This is a genomic window from Hanstruepera sp. CR43 (assembly GCF_055227665.1).
In genome coordinates, this window is record NZ_CP200078.1 from 2042026 (window position 1) to 2061925 (window position 19900).

16 protein-coding genes are annotated in these 19900 nt (G+C 36.7%); 4 read left to right on the forward strand and 12 right to left on the reverse strand.

What is annotated here, in order from left to right:
* The first annotated feature begins 87 nt into the window (after positions 1-87).
* Entirely contained in the window at positions 88-561 is a 474-nt protein-coding gene (locus tag ACKXGU_RS09370; protein ID WP_463465065.1) for a regulatory protein RecX, read from the forward strand.
* A gap of 38 nt (positions 562-599) precedes the next feature.
* Here ACKXGU_RS09370 and ACKXGU_RS09375 read toward each other — a convergent pair whose 3' ends face one another.
* From ACKXGU_RS09375 to ACKXGU_RS09410, 8 genes are all read right to left on the reverse strand, one after another.
* Positions 600-1130 carry a DUF6646 family protein gene (locus ACKXGU_RS09375; RefSeq protein WP_463465066.1) on the reverse strand — a complete coding sequence of 177 codons (531 nt, stop codon included), beginning with the start codon at positions 1128-1130 and terminating at the stop codon, positions 600-602.
* Positions 1131-1156: 26 nt separating this feature from the next.
* Positions 1157-2020 carry a cupin-like domain-containing protein gene (locus ACKXGU_RS09380; protein WP_463465067.1) on the reverse strand — a complete coding sequence of 288 codons (864 nt, stop codon included), beginning with the start codon at positions 2018-2020 and terminating at the stop codon, positions 1157-1159.
* A 39-nt stretch (positions 2021-2059) separates the two neighbouring features.
* Positions 2060-3154 (reverse strand): biotin synthase BioB, encoded by a 1095-nt coding sequence (gene bioB / locus ACKXGU_RS09385; protein WP_463465068.1) that lies wholly within the window; start codon positions 3152-3154, stop codon positions 2060-2062.
* Between the two features lie 71 nt (positions 3155-3225).
* Entirely contained in the window at positions 3226-4368 is a 1143-nt protein-coding gene (locus tag ACKXGU_RS09390; RefSeq protein ID WP_463465069.1) for a beta-ketoacyl synthase N-terminal-like domain-containing protein, read from the reverse strand.
* A gap of 21 nt (positions 4369-4389) precedes the next feature.
* The gene (gene bioA / locus ACKXGU_RS09395) at positions 4390-5655 is read right to left on the reverse strand and encodes an adenosylmethionine--8-amino-7-oxononanoate transaminase (protein ID WP_463465070.1); all 1266 of its coding nucleotides are present in this window, start codon (positions 5653-5655) and stop codon (positions 4390-4392) included.
* Entirely contained in the window at positions 5652-6269 is a 618-nt protein-coding gene (gene bioD, locus ACKXGU_RS09400; RefSeq protein WP_463465071.1) for a dethiobiotin synthase, read from the reverse strand. The genes bioA and bioD overlap by 4 nt, the downstream gene beginning before the upstream one ends.
* Positions 6266-7420, reverse strand: coding sequence for an aminotransferase class I/II-fold pyridoxal phosphate-dependent enzyme (locus tag ACKXGU_RS09405; RefSeq protein ID WP_463465072.1), 1155 nt, complete (start codon positions 7418-7420; stop codon positions 6266-6268). The genes bioD and ACKXGU_RS09405 overlap by 4 nt, the downstream gene beginning before the upstream one ends.
* A gap of 17 nt (positions 7421-7437) precedes the next feature.
* Entirely contained in the window at positions 7438-7989 is a 552-nt protein-coding gene (locus tag ACKXGU_RS09410; protein WP_463465073.1) for a hypothetical protein, read from the reverse strand.
* Positions 7990-8045: 56 nt separating this feature from the next.
* Between ACKXGU_RS09410 and ACKXGU_RS09415 the strand changes: the two genes are divergently transcribed.
* From ACKXGU_RS09415 to ACKXGU_RS09425, 3 genes are read left to right on the forward strand one after another with little or no spacing between them, the layout of a single operon-like run.
* Complete coding sequence (locus ACKXGU_RS09415) at positions 8046-9305, forward strand: Y-family DNA polymerase (protein WP_463465074.1); 1260 nt, start codon at positions 8046-8048, stop codon at positions 9303-9305.
* Positions 9299-9739, forward strand: a complete 441-nt coding sequence (locus tag ACKXGU_RS09420; RefSeq protein WP_463465075.1) for a LexA family protein — start codon at positions 9299-9301, stop codon at positions 9737-9739. The genes ACKXGU_RS09415 and ACKXGU_RS09420 overlap by 7 nt, the downstream gene beginning before the upstream one ends.
* A 51-nt stretch (positions 9740-9790) precedes the next feature.
* A complete protein-coding gene (locus tag ACKXGU_RS09425; protein WP_463465076.1) occupies positions 9791-11449 on the forward strand; it encodes an MFS transporter in 1659 nt (552 codons plus the stop codon).
* Between the two features lie 35 nt (positions 11450-11484).
* On the opposite strand, the gene ACKXGU_RS09430 is transcribed toward ACKXGU_RS09425, so the two are convergent.
* From ACKXGU_RS09430 to ACKXGU_RS09445, 4 genes are all read right to left on the reverse strand, one after another.
* Entirely contained in the window at positions 11485-16275 is a 4791-nt protein-coding gene (locus tag ACKXGU_RS09430; protein WP_463465077.1) for a VPS10 domain-containing protein, read from the reverse strand.
* Between the two features lie 108 nt (positions 16276-16383).
* Positions 16384-16677, reverse strand: a complete 294-nt coding sequence (locus ACKXGU_RS09435; RefSeq protein ID WP_103050796.1) for a F0F1 ATP synthase subunit delta/epsilon — start codon at positions 16675-16677, stop codon at positions 16384-16386.
* Positions 16678-16698: 21 nt separating this feature from the next.
* Complete coding sequence (gene atpD, locus ACKXGU_RS09440; protein ID WP_463465078.1) at positions 16699-18207, reverse strand: F0F1 ATP synthase subunit beta; 1509 nt, start codon at positions 18205-18207, stop codon at positions 16699-16701.
* Positions 18208-18375: 168 nt separating this feature from the next.
* Entirely contained in the window at positions 18376-19896 is a 1521-nt protein-coding gene (locus tag ACKXGU_RS09445; RefSeq protein ID WP_463465079.1) for a G-D-S-L family lipolytic protein, read from the reverse strand.
* Positions 19897-19900 lie beyond the last annotated feature (4 nt).

A 19900-nucleotide genomic window follows, 5' to 3' on the forward strand; every position in this document is an offset into this window, starting at 1 on the left:
TGCAGCGTACAAATATAAGGCTAATTACTAATAAAACAATGATTTACAGTTTCTTACTTGTTAACAAATTGTTACTATATTGTATGCATGATTCAAGGTAAAACTTACACGATAGAAGAAGCCAAGAGAGCACTTGAAAACTATTGCGTTTACCAAGAACGTTGCCACAAGGAGGTTCGGGATAAGCTTATAAAAATGCGAATGATTCCAGAAGCCATTGATATGGTAATTGTACACTTATTGGAACATGATTTTTTAAATGAAACCCGATTTGCCAAAACTTTTGTTTCTGGAAAATTTAGAATGAAAAAATGGGGAAGAAACCGAATTAAAAGTGAGTTGAAATTACGTGAAATAAGTAGCTACAATATTGATGTAGCACTAAATGAAATCGCAGATTTGGATTATTTGGAGACGTTTCACGAATTAGCGGACAAAAAAATAAGCAGTATTAAGGAAACAAGTTTGTTGAAGAAAAAAAAGAAAATAGCTGATTATTTATTTTACAGGGGATGGGAAAGCCACCTTATTTATGACAAACTAAATTCCATAAAAAAATGAGCATCTGATTAGATGCTCATTTATAGTATTTAAAGAATTTATAGATTGAAAACGGCCCCTACATTCAAAGAAAATTGATTATGTAATTTTTCAGCAGGTGTTAAAGAATCCGAATTATATTTTGCTATCGGAAACAATGCTTCGGTAAATACGCCAAAACCAGAAGAAAAGAAATAGCGAGCACCAACATGTCCACCAAAATTCTTTAAACTAAAGCTCAATCCTGGATAAAAATCGAAATTATCATCAATCTTTAATACATTTCCTATATTGGCATTAAAACGTGCTTTTAGGTCAAACCGATCTACAAAACCAGCTTTCTCTAAAGCTTTTTCATTGTTTATATAAACATCGTCTTTTAAGTCGTTTGAAACGCCCAATGAATAGGTTGATGAAATACCAATAGAAATATTTTCACCCAAACCGTAATCAAAGCTCATATTTAACCCAGTGGCATTATTTTGAAAATTAGCACCTATTTGAAGTTTCTGATCACCTTTTCCTGAAAAAGCCTGACCGTTTACAAAAGAAACAGTTAATACTAAAAGTATAAATAATATATTTTTCATATGTTTAATTTTAAGTTTCAAAGATATTATAAAATGTGTTTATGAGTATTTAAAACAGCCCGTTCATTTTTCCAGTCTATCCATTTTTGACCCTTTATTCGTCGCATTAAATTGTCAAAATTTCTCATAATAAAAATGTTATATATAGCTTTTGCCAAATGTTTTGGGTTTCTAGGAATAGAGCGTAAACTCATTGAAAATCCTGGCGTAATATACTTCATGTAGTGCCAATATCCTTCTGGCATAAAAAGCACATCTCCATGTGTTAAGCTTGCCCTATAGCCCTGGGCTTTACTTAAACCTGGCCATTTTTTTAGATCAGGATTAGAAAAATCAATATCCTCTCGGGTAATCAATGAATGGGGGACTTTATACAAAAAATCATTTTGTTCCTGATCAAACAGAATAACCTCCTTTGTCCCTTCAAAATGAAAATGGAAGATATTGGCTAAATCAATATCATAATGCATGAATGTATGAGAGTCCTTACCTCCAAAGAAGAGCATGGGAAGCCCTTTCATAAATTTCAACCCTAAATTAGGATACCAATAATCTTTCTGTAATTCAGGAACTTCCTTTAAAATATTCCAAAGAAATATGCGATATTTTGTCGGTTCAGTCTTTAGTAAATCAATATAACTGCTCATTTTCATATAGGCATGGGCTTCATTAAAGCCATCCTTATAGTCTACGGGTCTATCATCATACAGTGGAACCGTTTTATTACCAGCAACGGTTTTCATATATTCTAGATTCCATAGTGTAAACGCAGGCCATTCTTTGGTAAGTTGTTCAATAACAACAGGTTTTTGAGGCTTTAAGTAAGACCTAATAAAATCTGATTTGTCAATAGATTTTACACGCGGAATATCTTGAAGTTTTAATGACAAGGCGTTTTTGGTATTAAAAAAATCAAATGCGAATAAAACCTACCTTAAAGATTTGGCTTTTTCTTTAGCTGATTCATTTCGTTCAATGGTATGATCTGGTCTTGACCATTTTGGCTTTTCTCCCAATGATTGAAATTGAGAGTCAACAGCCTCAACCGTTTGTGGCTGCATTTTCTTAATAAATGGTTTTTGTGGGTTTAGCCCTAACAATTTAAACATTTCCATATCCTCATTCACATCAGGATTTGGAGTTGTCAATAGTTTATCACCTGCAAAAATAGAATTTGCTCCAGCAAAGAAGCACATGGCTTGACCCTCGCGACTCATTTCGGTGCGACCTGCACTTAATCTCACTTGTGTTTCTGGCATGACTATTCGCGTGGTTGCAACCATACGAACCATATCCCATATAGAAACAGGTTTTTGGTCTTCTAGAGGTGTACCTTCAACTGCGACTAGGGCATTAATGGGAACAGATTCAGGCTGGGGATTTAAAGTTGCGAGCGCGACCAGCATTCCTGCTCGGTCTTCTTCTTTTTCGCCCATGCCTATAATGCCACCAGAACATACTGTGACATTGGTTTTACGCACGTTGTCAATGGTTTCCAATCGGTCTTCAAAACCACGTGTAGAAATAACTTCTTTATAGTATTCTTCTGAAGAATCTAAGTTATGGTTGTAAGCATACAAACCCGCTTCGGCTAATCGCTGTGCCTGGTTTTCGGTTAACATACCAAGCGTACAGCAAACTTCCATGTCTAATTTATTGATGGTTCGAACCATTTCTAATACGTCATCAAATTCAGCACCGTCTTTCACATTTCTCCATGCGGCACCCATACATACCCGCGAACTTCCTGATGCTTTGGCTCGCAATGCTTGTGCCTTTACTTGCTGTACGGACATTAAATCATTCCCTTCTACATTGGTGTGATAGCGAGCAGCTTGTGGGCAATAACCACAATCTTCAGGACAGCCACCTGTTTTTATGGATAACAACGTTGAAACTTGAACCGTGTTAGGATCATGATATTTACGATGTACTGTGGCAGCATCATAAAGCAATTCCATTAACGGTTTATTGTAAATGTCTAATATTTCTTCTTTTGTCCAATTGTGTTTTGTATCGCTCATAAATCAAAAATAACGCAATAAATATTTAAAACTTAAATTACAAAAAGCAAATTTAAAGTACTTTTCAACAATTAAGGTTTTTCTAAAATTATAGTCACAGCATTCCCTCCAAAACCAACAGCATTGATCATAATTTTGTTAAGTCGCTTTGGATTTTGAGACTCTAAATAAGGCACAGGAATGAAGCTTTGATGCCGTAGCATCAGTATTGCCATTTCGATATTTAACATACCTGATGCACCCAAAGTATGTCCTAGTTTCCATTTGTTGTTTGTAATGCTAGGAATGTTTTTATCAAACACTTTTTTAATGGCGTTAAATTCGGACAAGTCACCCTTTAAAGTACCTGGCGTGTGAGTGACAATCACATCAATTTCTTCAGGTTTTAAGGTGTCTAACGCCATTTTCATGGAGCGCTGAAAGCAATCGGCATTGGTTGATAACGACGCATTGTGTTCCAGAATTTCAGTTGCATAACCAACACCAATGATATTTGCTAATGCTTTTTCTGAATCATTCTCAAGACAAGCTACTGATGCACCTTCTCCAAGAATCATTGAATTCTGTTTTTTATCAAAATCCAATGCTTTACAAGGGTATTTAGAGGTTTTATTTTTGTTATATATTTTCAATGCTTGCATTTGGGCAATGGTGAAATTGGTTAATGGCGCTTCGCTGCCACCTACCAAAAACTTGTTGCACATGCCCGATTGTATCCATGCTATGCCATTTAACATGGCATGAAGCGCCGAAGAACACGTAATGGAATGACTAATTTCAGGGCCTTTCGTCTGTAAATCGTGAGCGACCCAAGAAGAAATATTCCCCAAAGTACTATTGGGTGAAGTTAAAGGTTTGGCTCTACCAGTTTTTAAAAACGCTTCATGATGTTCTTCAAATAATTGTGTAGCTCCACGAGAAGATCCAATATTTATGCCATAGTTGTCAGTAGGCTTCCATTTTGCATACTCAATAGCTTTTCGTGAAGTATAAATAGCAAATAATGTTGTGTCATCCAATGCCTTGTATTTTGTATCAGATTGGCGTAACTTCTTTAAAGCATCCTTTGTGGCTTCTGGGAGTTTGGCCACTAATACCTTTCCTTTTTCAGAAAAACAATGATTATCATTTTGATAACCAGACCAGCTCTCGTGAAGAGATTCACCCAAAGGCGATATCGAAAAAATGCCAGTAATGGAAATGGGTTTTTTCAAATGACAAATTTTGATGCAAATTTAGAGGATTTCTAATGCATCCTGAATGGTTTTGTAAACTTTTTCCAGTTCAGAATCTGAAATTACATAAGGAGCCAAAATATAAATGGTGTTTCCTAAAGGCCTTAAAAATACACCATGATTCATGAAATGTTGAAAGAGTTTATCTCGTAAACCACCATACCGGGGCATTTCAATATTAAGGTCCAAAGCATATATCACTCCCAACTGTCTAGTTGACTCAACTTTATGATGTGACTTTATTTTAGAATCAAACCGTCTGTGAGATTCAATAATACGCTGAATATTTTTTTGGATAGCGTCAGATTGAAGCAATTCAATACCTGCCAAAGCAGCCGAGCATGCTAAAGGATTTGCAGAATATGTATGCCCATGAAACAAGCCTTTCTTTAGATCATCACTATAAAATGCATCATATATTTTTTGTGAACAAGATGTAATAGCCATGGGCAATAAACCTGCCGTCAATGCTTTACTCAAACACATGATATCGGGCTTAATTTCCATATAATCTGATGCAAAAAACCTACCGGTTTTGCCGAAACCCGTCATCACTTCATCGGCTACTGTAATAATAGTATGGTCTTTACAGAATTTTAAAATCGCATTCAACCCTTCTGCATGATGCATTTTCATGGCTGCGGCACCTTGAACCAAAGGTTCGTAAACAAAACCAGCAATTGAATGTGTTTTGTGTATACTCTTTAGTAATTTTAAAATAGCCTTCGTGTTTTGTCCGTTGGGAGTTGGAATACGTTTAACATCAATAAAGAAATCTTCAAAAGGGCCGTTGTAAACAGAAAGTCCTGAAACGCTCATAGCACCAAATGTATCGCCATGGAATCCGTTTTCAAAGGCAACTAATGTTTGACATTTGTCACCTTTGTTGAAGTGATATTGCAGTGCCATTTTTATACCTATTTCAACAGCTGTTGAGCCATTATCACTAAAGAAAATTTTATTTTGATTTTCAGGAAGTATAGCAACTAATGCTTCAGAAAGTTTAACAGCAGGTTCATGGGTAAATCCGCTAAACACCACCTGGTCCAATAGTTTCATTTGTTCAGAAACCTTGGTTGTAACGTACGGATTGCAATGTCCATACATACAGGTATACCAAGAGGCAATGGCGTCAATGTACTGATTTCCATCTTCATCATATAAGGTGCACCCTTCTGCTTTTGTGATAGCAATAGTATCAGGGTGTGTTTTGTGCTGGGTTAATGGATGCCAGAGGTGTTTTTTGTCGCGTTCTGCTAAACTCATAGTTTTTCTAATTCGGGTTTAAATAATTTAGCATATTCTTTCACGACATTTTCATCAAAATACGGTTCTTCTTCAATACGTCCAATCACTGGCACATCAGTCATTTTAGAGATAATAGCCTCCGTTGTCGGATGTTCATTACCGCTATAAAGCAAGGACACATGAAATCCTTTTTCCTTTAACAAATTCAGTGTTAAAAGCGTATGGTTAATACTTCCTAGATAATGCCTGGAAACCACAATAACTTTATAATCTGGTTGTATTAAATCTAAAATGGTTTGGGTATTGTTAATGGGAACTAATAAGCCACCAGCACCTTCAATAACCAAACTGTTTTTGGTTTTGGGTATATGAATATCTTTTAATGTTATTTGAAGACCATCCATTTCAGCTGCTGCATGCGGACTCATAGGAGTTTGAAGTGCAAAGCTGTTCGGATGAAATTTTGATTTGGCATTGGAAACCAATCGCCTTACTTTTTTAGTATCACAATTATCCAAGTCGCCTGCTTGAATGGGCTTCCAATAGTCTGCTTCCAAAGCTTCAGTTATAATAGCCGAAGCGATGGTTTTTCCAACATCGGTGGATATTCCTGTAATGAAATAGTTACTCATGCTACAAAAGTAGCGAACAACTGCAAGACTTCCGAGATTTCTTCTTTAGAATTAAAACTGTGAATACAAAAACGCAAACGTTCCTGTCCGTTTGGTACCGTAGGCGATAAAATAGGTTTGACACTATACCCACTATCATTTATTTTTTTTGCAAGTTTTTTGACCAAATCATTACCAGGAACAATAGCACATTGAATAGCCGAATGACTTTTTATAAAATATAATTCTAATGATTTGTTATGTAATTCAGCTCTAAAATGATGGATGTTCTCATGTAACTTTTTTATTTCTTCGGTTTTTATCAATTCCAAGTAAGCTGAATTGATAGTCGCCAAAGAATGTGGCGGAAGTGCCGTCGAATAAATCAGGCTTCTTGAAAAATTCACCAAATAGGATTTAAGCTGTTCACTGCCCAAAATGGCGGCACCATGAGAGCCTAAAGCTTTCCCAAAAGTTACAATTCTTGCAAATAGCTGTCGCTCCAGTCCCAATTCTTGAATAAGTCCTTTCCCGTGGTTGCCAAAGACGCCTATTGCATGTGCTTCGTCTACTACCAAATGAGCATGATAGTTTGTACAGAGTTGGACCAGAGTTTCCAAATCCGGCGAGTCGCCATCCATAGAGAACACAGATTCTGTAACAACATATATTGAAATACTGGAATCCAAAATGGTATCTGAATGACGCTTCAATAAAGCATCCAAATCACTTAAATCATTATGGACAAATTTATAAGCGTTAGCATGGCTTATACTAATGCCATCGCGTATAGAGGCATGTATATATTCATCGTATAAAATAATGTCATGTCGTTGTGGAACACTTGAGAAAAACCCTATGTTGGCATCATATCCCGAGTTGAATACTAAGGCTGCTTCTGACTTGTGGAATTCACACAATACGGTTTCAGCCAAATGATACAAGTTGTGATTGCCTGATAATAATCTGGATCCCGTTGACCCGTTTTGTTTCATGTTGTGGCCAACTAAATAATCATGCGACTGATTGAAAATAGCCTCTGATTTTGAAAAACCTAAATAGTCATTAGAAGAAAAATCTATTAGTAAATCGGTATTAGAAAGTTCTCTAAAAGCATTATCAGTTTTACGCTTTTGAATTTTGTCTGAAAGTTTTTTGGGGAATGATTTCATGGTGTAAAGATAGGATGTTAATCCGTGTAAATTATTTTTCCAGAATCTTTAGTAGCTTCTTTATCCACCCACTGGAAATTATTAGGGACAGTAGAATCTAATAAAGGCAGTTCTAATTCTTCAGATAATTCAAATGCCATGCGAAATGCATCAACATAGTTGTCTCTTTCAAATAGTTCTAAATGCTTATTTCTATTGTGCCAAAGGTTAATTTCATAGGATGTTAATCCATCCGCTTTAGGTGTTAGAAAAACTGAAACATATTCGGGGTGCAATATTTTTATCCATTTACCTAATTTTAATGGACCAATCTCCAATGTTGGTCTGAATATCATATTTTTTAAATCAACATGAATGGTTTTTTTAGAACTAAATCCCACACCAAATGATATTAAAAGGGCAATAGTTTTGGTAGAATTAATGCTTCTTTGGAAAGCATAATAGTTTAAATTTAATTCTAAAACCTGCAAGACAATTAAGGCTATTGCTAAAGTAAAAAACAAGGATGCAATTGCGAGTTGCCAAAACGGTCTTGGACTTTCAGAAATTATAACATCCTTATTTTTCACGAATCAAATATAATAAATGAGCATTTATAAAACCGTTTTGTTTTATCTTTATACGCATGTATGCTTTAGTTGATTGCAATAACTTTTATGCTTCTTGTGAACGGGTTTTTAACCCTAATTTGCAAGGGAAACCAGTTGCTATTTTAAGCAATAATGACGGCTGTGTTATCTCTATGAGTGACGAGGCTAAAGCCATTGAGTTACCATTTGGCGCACCTATTTTTAAATGGGAAGGCTTTTGCAAAGTGAATAATATTCAGGTTTTGTCTTCTAATTATCCCTTGTATGGCGATATGAGCTCACGTGTTATGGGAATACTTCACCAATTCACACCGGATGTTGAGGTGTACAGTATAGATGAAGCATTTTTGCAATTTAAGGGGTTTGACAATTGTGATTTTACGGATTACGGCATACAAATTCGAAAACGTATTCTAAAATGGACAGGTATTCCAACCTGTGTTGGAATAGCCCCAACGAAAGCGTTAAGCAAGGTGGCCAATAAGATTGCACGTAAATTCCCTGATCAAACCAAGGGAGTATATGTAATAGATTCTGAAGAAAGTCGCCTAAAAGCTTTAAAATGGACTAAAATTGATGCTATTTGGGGCATTGGTTACCGTCTAGCAAAGCGCCTAAAAGCAAAAGGCTGTAAAACAGCCTATGATTTTACGCAACTGCCAGATGACTGGGTCCGGAAAACATTTTCCATTACTGAATGGAAACTAAAAAAGGATTTAGAAGGAACTCCCAAAATACTTTTAGATGAGCCCAAAAATAAGCGGGCGATCGCAACAACGAGAAGCTTTGATTATACCTATGACGACATCAATTATATAAAGGAACGCGTGTCAACCTTTGCAACCAGCTGTGCTGAAAAGCTACGAAAACAACAATCTTGTTGCCATATGATTATTGTAACCTTGAGCAGCGATACACATAAAAAAGATTTAGAGCAACATCGAGCGAGCAAATATATTAGTTTGCCTTATCCAACGGATTCGTCATTGACGATAAGTAGTGAAGCGGTTAAAGCCGTAACTGCTATTTTTAAAGAAGGCATCAAGTACAAACGTGCTGGTGTTATAGTCGCAGGAATTGTACCTAGGGATAATTACCAACTGGATATGTTTGAACATGAAAATCCTAAACATAAACCATTGATGTATGCAATAGACCATATCAATAAAAAATACCATGCAGACAAAATAAAATTAGGCAATCAAGACTTGGCACGTACCTGGAAAATGCGTCAAGAGCGCTTGTCACCAAGATATACAACTAATATTAATGATATAATTAAAGTAAAATGCTAACGAAAGAACCCCAAAAATTGACCTTTTTCATTCCAGAAATTTTAGAAGATTCTGGAGCGCTTTTTGTTGATACAGGAATTTCGGCTGGATTTCCCTCACCAGCTGAAGACTTTAAAGAAGAGCGTTTGTCATTGGATGAGATGCTGGTTAAAAATAAACTGGCAACGTTCTATGCGCGAGTTTCAGGACAGAGTATGATAGATGCTGGATTGGATGATAATGATTTATTGGTTATTGATAGAAGTTTAGAACCTGAAAACAATAAAATTGCTGTTTGTTTTCTGGATGGTGAATTCACTGTAAAACGATTACGTGTGGAGAGAGATGGCGTTTGGTTACAACCAGAAAATGCCAATTATAAGCCTATAAAAATTACCGAAGACAATGAATTTGTTATTTGGGGCATTGTGACCAACGTGATAAAAAAGGTATAACAAATAGTAATCAAAAAATACTATATTACAGTCATCAAACTAACTATTACAATGACTGAACAACAAAACTACAAACAAGCACTGTACACTTTGGTTACAGTGTTTTTCTTTTGGGGCTTTATTGCCGCATCCAATGGGGTTTTTATTCCATTTTGCAAAACCTATTTTGAAATTGATCAATTCCAATCACAACTAGTAGACTTTGCTTTCTATGGGGCTTATTATTTTGGAGCTCTTTTCCTCTTTGTAGCATCCAATACTAAAGGAAAGGATATAATGAACAGCTGGGGCTATAAAAACGGCATTATTTACGGACTGTTATTAAGTGCTTTAGGAGCTGTAGTGATGTTTCCTGCCATAGAGGGAGCGCAGCCAGGTGATTCAAACATTTTTTATTATGTACTAGGTGCTCTGTTTATTGTTGGTCTCGGATTTTCATTGCAGCAAACAGCTGCTAATCCCTTTGCCATTGCATTGGGGGATCCAGAAAAAGGAGCCCATCGTCTTAACTTAGCTGGTGGTGTCAACTCTTTTGGCACAACCATTGGTCCAATAGTAATTGCATTAATTTTGTTTGGGTCTACACCAAAGTCCGGAGCAGAATTAAAGGAAATGATTGCCAATCAGACGATTACATTGTCAACAGTTCAATATTTATATTTAGCTGTTGGTGGCTTATTTTTGGCGGCAGCGGCCTTATTTTACTTTTCTAAAAAATTGCCACAAGCTAAAGCCATTCCTGAAATTATTAAATCGCCTAAAGCCGTTGGCGCTTTGAGTATGATGACCTTGTTATTGGTGATTTGCTTTTATTTTATTTTTGATCAGTATAAAGGAACACCCGATAATGATTTTATATTAAAATTATCCGTTGTAGGATTAATAGTAGTTGTAGGGGTATTGTTGCTATCTAATTTACTGGCAAAAAAAAATCAAGAAGGCTGGGGTGCTATGCGCTATCCACAATTGGTTTTAGGTATGCTGGCTATTTTTACCTATGTAGGTGTTGAAGTGACTATTCAAAGTAATTTAGGGGAATTATTAAAGCATGTTACGGAAACCATTAATGGCTTAGATTATAATGCTTTAGGTATGCCAGCAATGAGCGACTCGCAAATAGCCCCTTTAATTTCTTTGTATTGGGGAGGTCTTATGATAGGACGTTGGGCAGGTGCTATTGCCGTTTTTAATCCAGCTGACAAGTGGAAAACATGGTTATATATTATTGTGCCTTATGTAGCTTTTGGAGTGGTGTTATTTGTGAATTATGTATCTGGTTTTGATGTGAGTAGTTTGTTTTTATTTGCTGTTTGTATAGCTATTCAAATTGGAGGGTTCTTTTTAGGCAAGGAAAAACCGGCATTAACTTTGAAAATATTCGGTTTTCTGGGTGTTTTGGCTATGTTGATTGGCTTATTCTCAACCGGGAAACTAGCGTTGTTCGCCTTTATTAGTGGTGGCTTGTTCTGCTCTATTATGTGGCCTTGTATTTTTGCTTTGAGCATTCAAGGTTTAGGAAAGTATACATCCCAAGGGTCATCATTCTTAATCATGATGATTTTAGGTGGAGCTATTATACCACCAATACAGGGAAAGTTGGCAGATGTCATTGGCATTCATCCATCTTATTGGGTAGCGGTAGTATGTTTTTTGTATTTAGTATTCTTTGCGCAACGTGTACAAGGCATTTTAAGAAATCAAACAGTATAAAAAAAGCCTTCCAGTATTATTTGGAAGGCTTTTTTCTAAAACAGAATTTTTCTATAAACAATCTTGTCATTACTCAAGGTGATTTTTAACAATAAAATCCTATTCGATTTATTGATGGAATCTATTTTGTATGATGTATTGTTAATATTTTCAGCGTTGGTTATTTTTCTGCCTAAAACATCATAAATAGTAATACTTTTTATGGTTTCATTTTGAGATTCAATATGGATTTTATCCTTACCAGTTATGGTGATTCCATTGGTAATAATTTCAAATTCTTCTGAAGACAGAGCCGCATCATTAAATTTTAGTACAAATCGGTTATTGACTTCTTCAGCCTCTGAATAGAATATATACGGTGTTTCAGATATGTTGTTTATGGTATTTAAGTGTAAGTCGTGTAAATAAACATCTTGACTGGTAAACAAACCTTCAGCGGCATGTATGGATATATAATAATTACCTTCATTGGGAATGTTGACACCAACAGGTATAATATTGTCAACGGAAAACGGTAAACCAAACGCCTGAATGGCCATTTTATCAGCTTCAATAAAAGTATATATTTTTTGAGCGCCACCTTCCACATTAGTAACGGCATCATAAAGTCTATCCTTTAAATCAGTGGCTTCATTTAGATATGCAATGAGTGTTCGTTCAGAAAAACCATCTTCATCCGATAAGTTTAACCACAATCTATCCAATTCTTCTGTTCGTGATGTTCTGTAAAACTGATTATTGGCATAAGAGATATCACGAAGAGAGTTGTTAAAAGTGAGATTGTCAGTCAAAGTAGAACCATCATTCATAAGAACCATAAAGCCTTGTCCACCAGCAATCAAACCATTAAAACCATTAGGGCCACTAACGGTTCCTGTACCATTATGAACAATATAATCAGATGGTGAATAACTGGTTGCAAAATCTCCATAAAACGAATCGGCATTGGATGAACTTGGGAGTGTTCCATGAGTCCATATTCTAACAGCACCTTCAATTACAGAACTATTTAAATTTAGAAAGTCTAAAGCACTGATGGCCGATGGGTATGGATTTCCAACTAAATTCCAATTGTCATCAAATCTTGTAATGGTGGCAGAATTATTACCGGTATAATCCGCACCTGTATAACTGCCACGTGATATGGGTAGCGTTATCACACCATTGTTAGGTTTACCATTAAGGAATTCGGCAGTAAAGTCTTGTGCTGTTGAATTATAATTACTTGGACCTCTAACGATATAGCCTTTACCGGGAGTCATCAGTTCGGAAGGTGTGTTTATCCAATTACCCTGACCACCGTTGGAATTTACAATAGTAGGATTCCATGTATACAATAATGTCGTTGGCGTATTGGGAGATATATCTCCAACATCAAAACCTTCGATTGGTGACGACCAATAGACGTAATCAAGTTGTCTTATAGAGGCTGTTCGCTTATAGTTAATCGCTCCAGTATTGACCGCATTATCATTTACCTGAATTAATGATCCGTTGTTTTCAACAGTTACCGTTCCGTTATTTGTTAGTTCATTATCAATAGATACATAATCAGAGTCATTAATAATTAACGTTCTCCCAGAATTTACAAGTAAAGTACAGCACTCAAAGCTTCCATGAATATTGGTGTCATAATTTCCATCAATAGTTACACTTTTGCTTAATGAGGGTGTTCCATTACTCCATGAAGTTCCATTCCACGTTGTTGTAGAACATCCAAGCGCCGTAAATTTAATATCATCTATAGCCATGTCAGATTCAAAACCATTACCCGTAATTCCTCTAACTCTTATCTTAATAGTTTTACCAACATAAGCTGATAGATCTGCAGTCATATCATTCCATGAATTCCCAACATTACCCGAAATAGGCGTAACAAGATCTTCTTGCCAAGAACCACTATCAAAAATATCAATATGCAAACTCCCCATACTGCCACCATACATGTGGTAGCCAACAGAAAAGATATAAGATTGATCAATAATCATACAATCACTTTCTAAAATGGCAGTATTAATATTACAAGTTCCTGAAGCCTCCAGATAAGCGTAGTTTCCTGTGCTTGTTCCAGGATTATAGTCTACGGAAGGTCCAGTATTTGCAGAAGGAGTTCCATTTTCATCTATTCGCCAATCAATATCGTCGTCAGTTCCGTTAGTTAAATTTGTCCAAAAGCCTGAAAAACCACAAACTGTTGTTCCACAGTTTGAGGTTGTGGCACATAATGATTCGCTTTCAAAATCCTCATTAAAATTAGAAGCCACTGTGCCATTGCTAATACTAATATAAGCTGTTTTAGTTTCAGTATCAGAACCATAAGCATTGGTTACCGTTAATTCAATGGTATAATTTCCAGCACTACTGAAGATTATTTCAGGATTTTGAGAGGTCGACGTTGTACTATTAATATAAGAAAATGTGCCTGGGGTAATTGTCCAGGCCCATGACGTCGGGCTGTAGTCCGAATTATCCGTTAATATAAATTCATTCCCGACACAGCCACTCGTTGAACTTGCTTTAAAACAAGCAACGGGAGCAACACTTCCAGGGTCTTTTAAATCACTAATCCACAATCCTTGTCCATAAGTTGCAGCGTATATTTTTCCCTTACAATCAGTGCCATAATGAATTTCTAGTTCAGTGATTTCTAAATTTGCTAGTCCGGTAGAATAAGATACCCAGTCAGACATATTACTATCTTTATAATATACGCCAACATCCATTCCTACATACATAGCATCAACAGGGCTTGATTGATCAATTACAATGGTGTTTAATGACAGATTTGGTAATGTTCCTGCAATATTAGTCCAATTGACACCACCATCTGTAGATTCATAAATGTCATTATTTAAGGCAATAAAGACATGTGTTGGATCATTTGGATCTATTTCTATATCTAAAGGTTCGTTCGATACAGGCAGATTAGCAGATAAATCGGTCCAGGTAGGCGAACCTGATGTAGCATTAATTGAGCGTCGAAAACTGTTATCGTAACGGGATACATAAACAACATCGCTATTTGATGGTGCAATGGCAATATCGCGAATATTGCTTGTACCACCAAAACTTGAAATTTGAGTCCAAGTTGTACCCGTTCTAACAGCATCATTTCGCCAAATATTGTCAAAGCCGGCAAACATTCTATTGGGATTGTTGGGGTCTAATTTGTAAGGGGTTACCCAACCACCCGTTTCTCCAATAGTATTGGCGATGCTACCAAATGAAGTGCCTCCATTTGTTGAACGTCTAATGTCTCCATAGTAGAGTGCACCATACATATAGTTATCATCTGTTGGGTCAATAATACACTCCATCCCATCACCACCAATTTCGGTGGTAAAAGTAGAACTGTTACATATGGCTGTTCCATTATCTTGATAACCATTGATAATTAATTCTTCCGACATTTGAGAAACGCCAATTTTATAGATTTGAGCAATGGCTAAACCACTGCTAATGTCAGTCCAATTAGTTCCGTCATTTACAGAATAATAGACACCACCGTCATTTCCACTATAAATCACATTAGTATGTGGTGAAAATTCCAAGGCATGTTGATCGGCATGTACGCCATCTATGGAACCACTGACCCCAACCCAATAAGATGTACAATTCATTGTGGAACCACCATCAGTTGATTTCCACAAGTTCACACCACCAGTATATATGGTATTGGCATCGGTAGGATCGGCTGCAATTACTAAATCATACCATGCTTGACTACCAGTGCCGCCAGTAGTAGCATATCCTAAAATATTCGGCGTTGTGGTTCTTGTTGAGAAGGATGTTCCACTATTTGTCGAACGATAAATACCCACAAGTCCATTACCGTCACCGGCTAAAAGATAAACCCAGTCTGGCTGATTGGCTGATACAGCCAAAGCAATTCGTTGCACTGATCCAGGAACACCACTTGTAATCTGGGTCCAGTTTACACCTCCGTCAGTTGATTTGTGAAACAAAGTTCCGGCAGCATAAACAATATTTGAGTTTCCTGGATGAAATGCTATATCCTTAGCATTTTGGCCAATAGTGGCAGCACTCCAACTAGCACCACCGTTAGTAGTCCGATAAATACGACTTCCAGATGTTGAAGCAACCATTATGTTTGAATCAGAAGGATCCATGATTATTTCATAAACGGTACGATTACCCATTCCAGAATTTCTTGTAGTCCAACTATTACCACCATCGGTACTACGCCAAACACCATAGCCAGGGGCATCGCCTGCATCTCTATCACCAGTACCTATATATATAATATCTGGATTTGTTGGGTCAATAACAATACTGGACACTCCTAAACGGGTCAAACCATTAAGATGATCAGTCCAGGTTATACCATTATCAGTAGATTTCCAAAAGCCTCCAGAAGGCGCTCCAGCATATATAGTATTTGGATCTGTAGGATGAAAAGCAATGCAATTAACGCGTCCATTTCCATTTAATTGACCAGTACCATTATTTGGGAGACTAACAGGGCCTACAATCTCCCAATTTCCGGAACCTGTTGCATAGCGTTGCGATTCATTATGACGACTTCGATAACGCTCAATTTCTTCTATAACATGACCATCAGCAGGAAAATTTCCATTTTCATCAATGCGACTTTCCCAATAATATTCCCATCTTTTAAATTGCTTTATACCCTTGCCTTTGGGGAGTTCATTGGGATTGATGACATTGTTTTTATAGTAAAGTTCGAAATCAGCCTGAATTTCATAAAAATTGGCATTCCTATCGAATATCATTTGTTGCCATTTGTCTTGAGAATAAGACAAGGCTGTAAGTATTAAGAATACAAAAAGTAGTATTTTTTTCATTGAAATCAAGATTTGGGATTTTGATAACGGGATAAATATAGAGAAAAAAAATATGCCTTTCAACATTGAAAGGCATATTAATTATTTCATTTATAACTATTTAAGCAATTAATCAGCTAAAATAATGACTTTATTGTCTTTCATTTCAAGAGTTCCTGAATTGATTTTTAAGGTCAATATCTTGTCATTATCAAGATGAGGAACAATACTAGCATGTAACTCATCGAAAACCAAATGACTTTGAGTATGTGTATGAATTTTAATAGTTCCTTCTTTTAAAAGCGACACAATAGGAGCGTGATCTTTTAACATTTCGAATTCACCATTAACACCAGGTACAAGCACAGAATCCACTTCTGAACTGAATAATGTTGCTTCCGGTGATACAATTTCTAAATACATAGTCTTATTTGTTAACTAATATTAAGCTTCCGCCAACATTTTTTCACCAGCTTCAATAGCTTCTTCTATGGTTCCTTTCAGGTTAAAAGCTGCTTCTGGTAAGTGGTCTAACTCGCCTTCCATAATCATGTTAAAACCTTTAATGGTTTCTTTAATATCAACTAACACTCCAGGAATACCAGTAAATTGTTCTGCTACGTGGAATGGTTGTGATAAGAAACGTTGAACACGACGAGCACGAGATACGGCTAACTTATCTTCTTCAGATAATTCTTCCATACCAAGAATAGCAATGATATCTTGTAATTCTTTATAACGTTGTAATAACTCCTTTACTCTTTGTGCGCAGTCATAATGCTCTTTTCCTAAAATATCTGCGGTTAAGATTCTAGAAGTAGAATCTAATGGGTCTACCGCAGGATAAATACCTAACTCGGCAATTTTACGCGATAATACGGTTGTTGCATCCAAGTGGGCAAATGTTGTTGCAGGAGCAGGGTCCGTTAAATCATCCGCAGGTACGTAAACCGCTTGTACCGATGTAATAGATCCTTTTTTAGTTGATGTAATACGCTCTTGCATAGCACCCATTTCAGTTGCTAATGTAGGTTGATAACCCACTGCAGAAGGCATACGACCTAAAAGTGCAGATACTTCAGAACCAGCTTGTGTAAAACGGAAGATGTTATCTACGAAGAAAAGAACGTCTTTTCCTTGTCCGTCTCCAGCACCGTCACGGAAATATTCTGCTATTGTTAGTCCTGAAAGGGCTACACGTGCACGAGCTCCAGGAGGCTCATTCATCTGTCCAAATACGAAGGTTGCTTTAGATTCTTTCATTTTAGATTTATCAACTTTAGATAAATCCCATCCGCCTGCTTCCATAGAATGCATAAAGTCATCACCATAACGGATAATACCAGATTCTAACATCTCACGAAGTAAGTCATTACCTTCACGAGTTCTTTCACCAACACCAGCAAATACAGATAAACCACCGTGTCCTTTTGCAATGTTGTTAATCAACTCCTGAATCAATACCGTTTTACCAACACCAGCACCACCAAATAATCCAATCTTACCACCTTTTGCATAAGGCTCAATAAGGTCAATTACTTTAATGCCTGTAAAAAGTACTTCAGTAGACGTTGATAAATCTTCGAATTTAGGAGCAGATCTGTGGATTGGTAATCCAGCATCTCCAGCTTTAGGTAAATCTCCAATACCATCAATAGCATCTCCAATTACGTTAAATAAACGACCATAAACATCTTCACCGATTGGCATTTGAATTGGAGCACCAGTTGCAACAACTTCAGTTCCTCTACTTAAACCATCAGAAGAATCCATAGCGATAGTACGTACCGTATCTTCACCAATGTGCGATTGTACCTCTAATACTAAAACAGAACCATCAGGTCTTTTAATTTCTAATGAATCATAAATCTTTGGAAGTTCAGCGCCAGCACCGAATTCAACGTCGATAACCGGACCTACTATTTGTGCAACTTTACCTGTAACTTTTGACATTACTTATGTGTTTATTGTTTTGCTAAATTTTAAATATGAAAAACACCTCGTTTTTCGCGCTGCAAAGATATTATTTTAATTTAAAAACAACAGTAATTTTTTTGGCTTTTTTGCGCATAAAAAAACGCCTTCAAATTGAAGACGTTTTACCAATATATTTTTGTTATTTTATTGAAGCGTAGGCGAATAATTGGTAGGATATTGACCAACTTCAACTAAACTACCCGAAGCTTCAAAGTTAGAGCCATAGGTAGCATCAATAACCTTCATGAACTCATTAGCCATGACAGCATAACCTCTAGCAGTTAAATGAATTCCATCTAGGCTTACCAAACCGCCTGTTACTAAGTCGGTTGTTAAAATGAAATTTCCTGAAGCTATTCCAGTAGTTGATGCTTCGTCCAATATACCTTTAAAGTCAACCAAAGCTAATCCCCTACTTGCTGCAACAGATTCTATGGTTGCGTTGTAAGCGTCTGTAGCTGTTTTGATAGCGAGTTGTTCACTAGGGATTAATACCCATTGATCTCCTAGAGGAATTTGGGTTCCATACCCTTGTGGAATAAAACTTGATAGGGGTAAAATTAATAAATCCTCAGGGGTTGCTTGTCTATATTGTGGTATTCCCGCAAATGCAGAATTTATGGCACCTAAATCGGTTAAATCTTCATCAATAATTACAAGAGCGTTTTCTGCGCCCTCTGAAAAAGTAATGGTTCTTTTTTCAACTTCTTCAGCAGTAAATAAACCAGTACCCGATAGAGCGGCTAAAGCTTGTTGAAGGCCTTGGTTATAGGCAGCATAACCAGCATTTAATGCATTAGCATCAGTTTCACTTAACGGCACAGGGTTGTAGGGAACGGTTGTGAAAAATGGTAAATTAGTAATATAAGGTACATTTGCAACCACTCCTTTAGTATTAGCGCTACCAATCAATGCATCTACAACTGATGTAAAAGAAGCTGCAAATACATTCGGATCAGTTATGTCATTACCGCCATAAGTTGTTGGATCAGTATTGCCCGTTTGGTCAACACCGATACCACCAGAAGTAGCATAAGACAATACATCATTACCACCAATTTCAGATAACGTGAAAAATGTGGGGTTTTGAGCAACAGCGTCTCCTAGCATAGTTGCTCCAGCAGCAGAAGCCATTCTACCAAAATATGGGTTGAAAGCACCATAACCTGGCGTTATTAAATGGAAGCTTTTTGCGCCAGGAACACCAACATTATTGAACGTACTGCCTAAATTAACTGTTGCATCTGTGGTGATAGGAGGTACAGGGGCTCCCAAGCCTTCAAGAAATTCATTTAGACGTTCAGGAGTTTCTCCATTAAAAACTAATCGATAAGCAGCAACAGGGGTAGTACCTGCAACCATCCCACCAGTATTGTCATTCATAAGTGGTTGGGAAAAGCTACCACCTCCAGACATGGAAAATTGTTGAGCCAAAATACTTGGAAATGAATGGTTCTGACCAGCAATAAACAAAGCACCATCAGTATATCCTGCAGTAAAAGACGCTCCCAATGACACATATTTAGAAAAATCAGCATTTCCAGCTGTTAATGCAGGTAAATTTTCTGTTGTGGATGATGAATCATCATCACTCTGACATGCTGTAAAGCCTAAAAAGAGTGCTAACAGCAAAATAAACGTTATGTTTAAATTTATCTTTTTCATGTTC

Coding starts and splice junctions, on each gene's coding strand:
- ACKXGU_RS09370 (WP_463465065.1), top strand. CDS start 88: ATGATTCAAGGTAAAACTTACACGATAGAAGAAGCCAAGAGAGCACTT.
- ACKXGU_RS09375 (WP_463465066.1), bottom strand. CDS start 1,130: ATGAAAAATATATTATTTATACTTTTAGTATTAACTGTTTCTTTTGTA.
- bioB (WP_463465068.1), bottom strand. CDS start 3,154: ATGAGCGATACAAAACACAATTGGACAAAAGAAGAAATATTAGACATT.
- bioA (WP_463465070.1), bottom strand. CDS start 5,655: ATGAGTTTAGCAGAACGCGACAAAAAACACCTCTGGCATCCATTAACC.
- bioD (WP_463465071.1), bottom strand. CDS start 6,269: ATGAGTAACTATTTCATTACAGGAATATCCACCGATGTTGGAAAAACC.
- ACKXGU_RS09405 (WP_463465072.1), bottom strand. CDS start 7,420: ATGAAATCATTCCCCAAAAAACTTTCAGACAAAATTCAAAAGCGTAAA.
- ACKXGU_RS09415 (WP_463465074.1), top strand. CDS start 8,046: ATGTATGCTTTAGTTGATTGCAATAACTTTTATGCTTCTTGTGAACGG.
- ACKXGU_RS09420 (WP_463465075.1), top strand. CDS start 9,299: ATGCTAACGAAAGAACCCCAAAAATTGACCTTTTTCATTCCAGAAATT.
- ACKXGU_RS09425 (WP_463465076.1), top strand. CDS start 9,791: ATGACTGAACAACAAAACTACAAACAAGCACTGTACACTTTGGTTACA.
- ACKXGU_RS09430 (WP_463465077.1), bottom strand. CDS start 16,275: ATGAAAAAAATACTACTTTTTGTATTCTTAATACTTACAGCCTTGTCT.
- ACKXGU_RS09435 (WP_103050796.1), bottom strand. CDS start 16,677: ATGTATTTAGAAATTGTATCACCGGAAGCAACATTATTCAGTTCAGAA.
- atpD (WP_463465078.1), bottom strand. CDS start 18,207: ATGTCAAAAGTTACAGGTAAAGTTGCACAAATAGTAGGTCCGGTTATC.
- ACKXGU_RS09445 (WP_463465079.1), bottom strand. CDS start 19,896: ATGAAAAAGATAAATTTAAACATAACGTTTATTTTGCTGTTAGCACTC.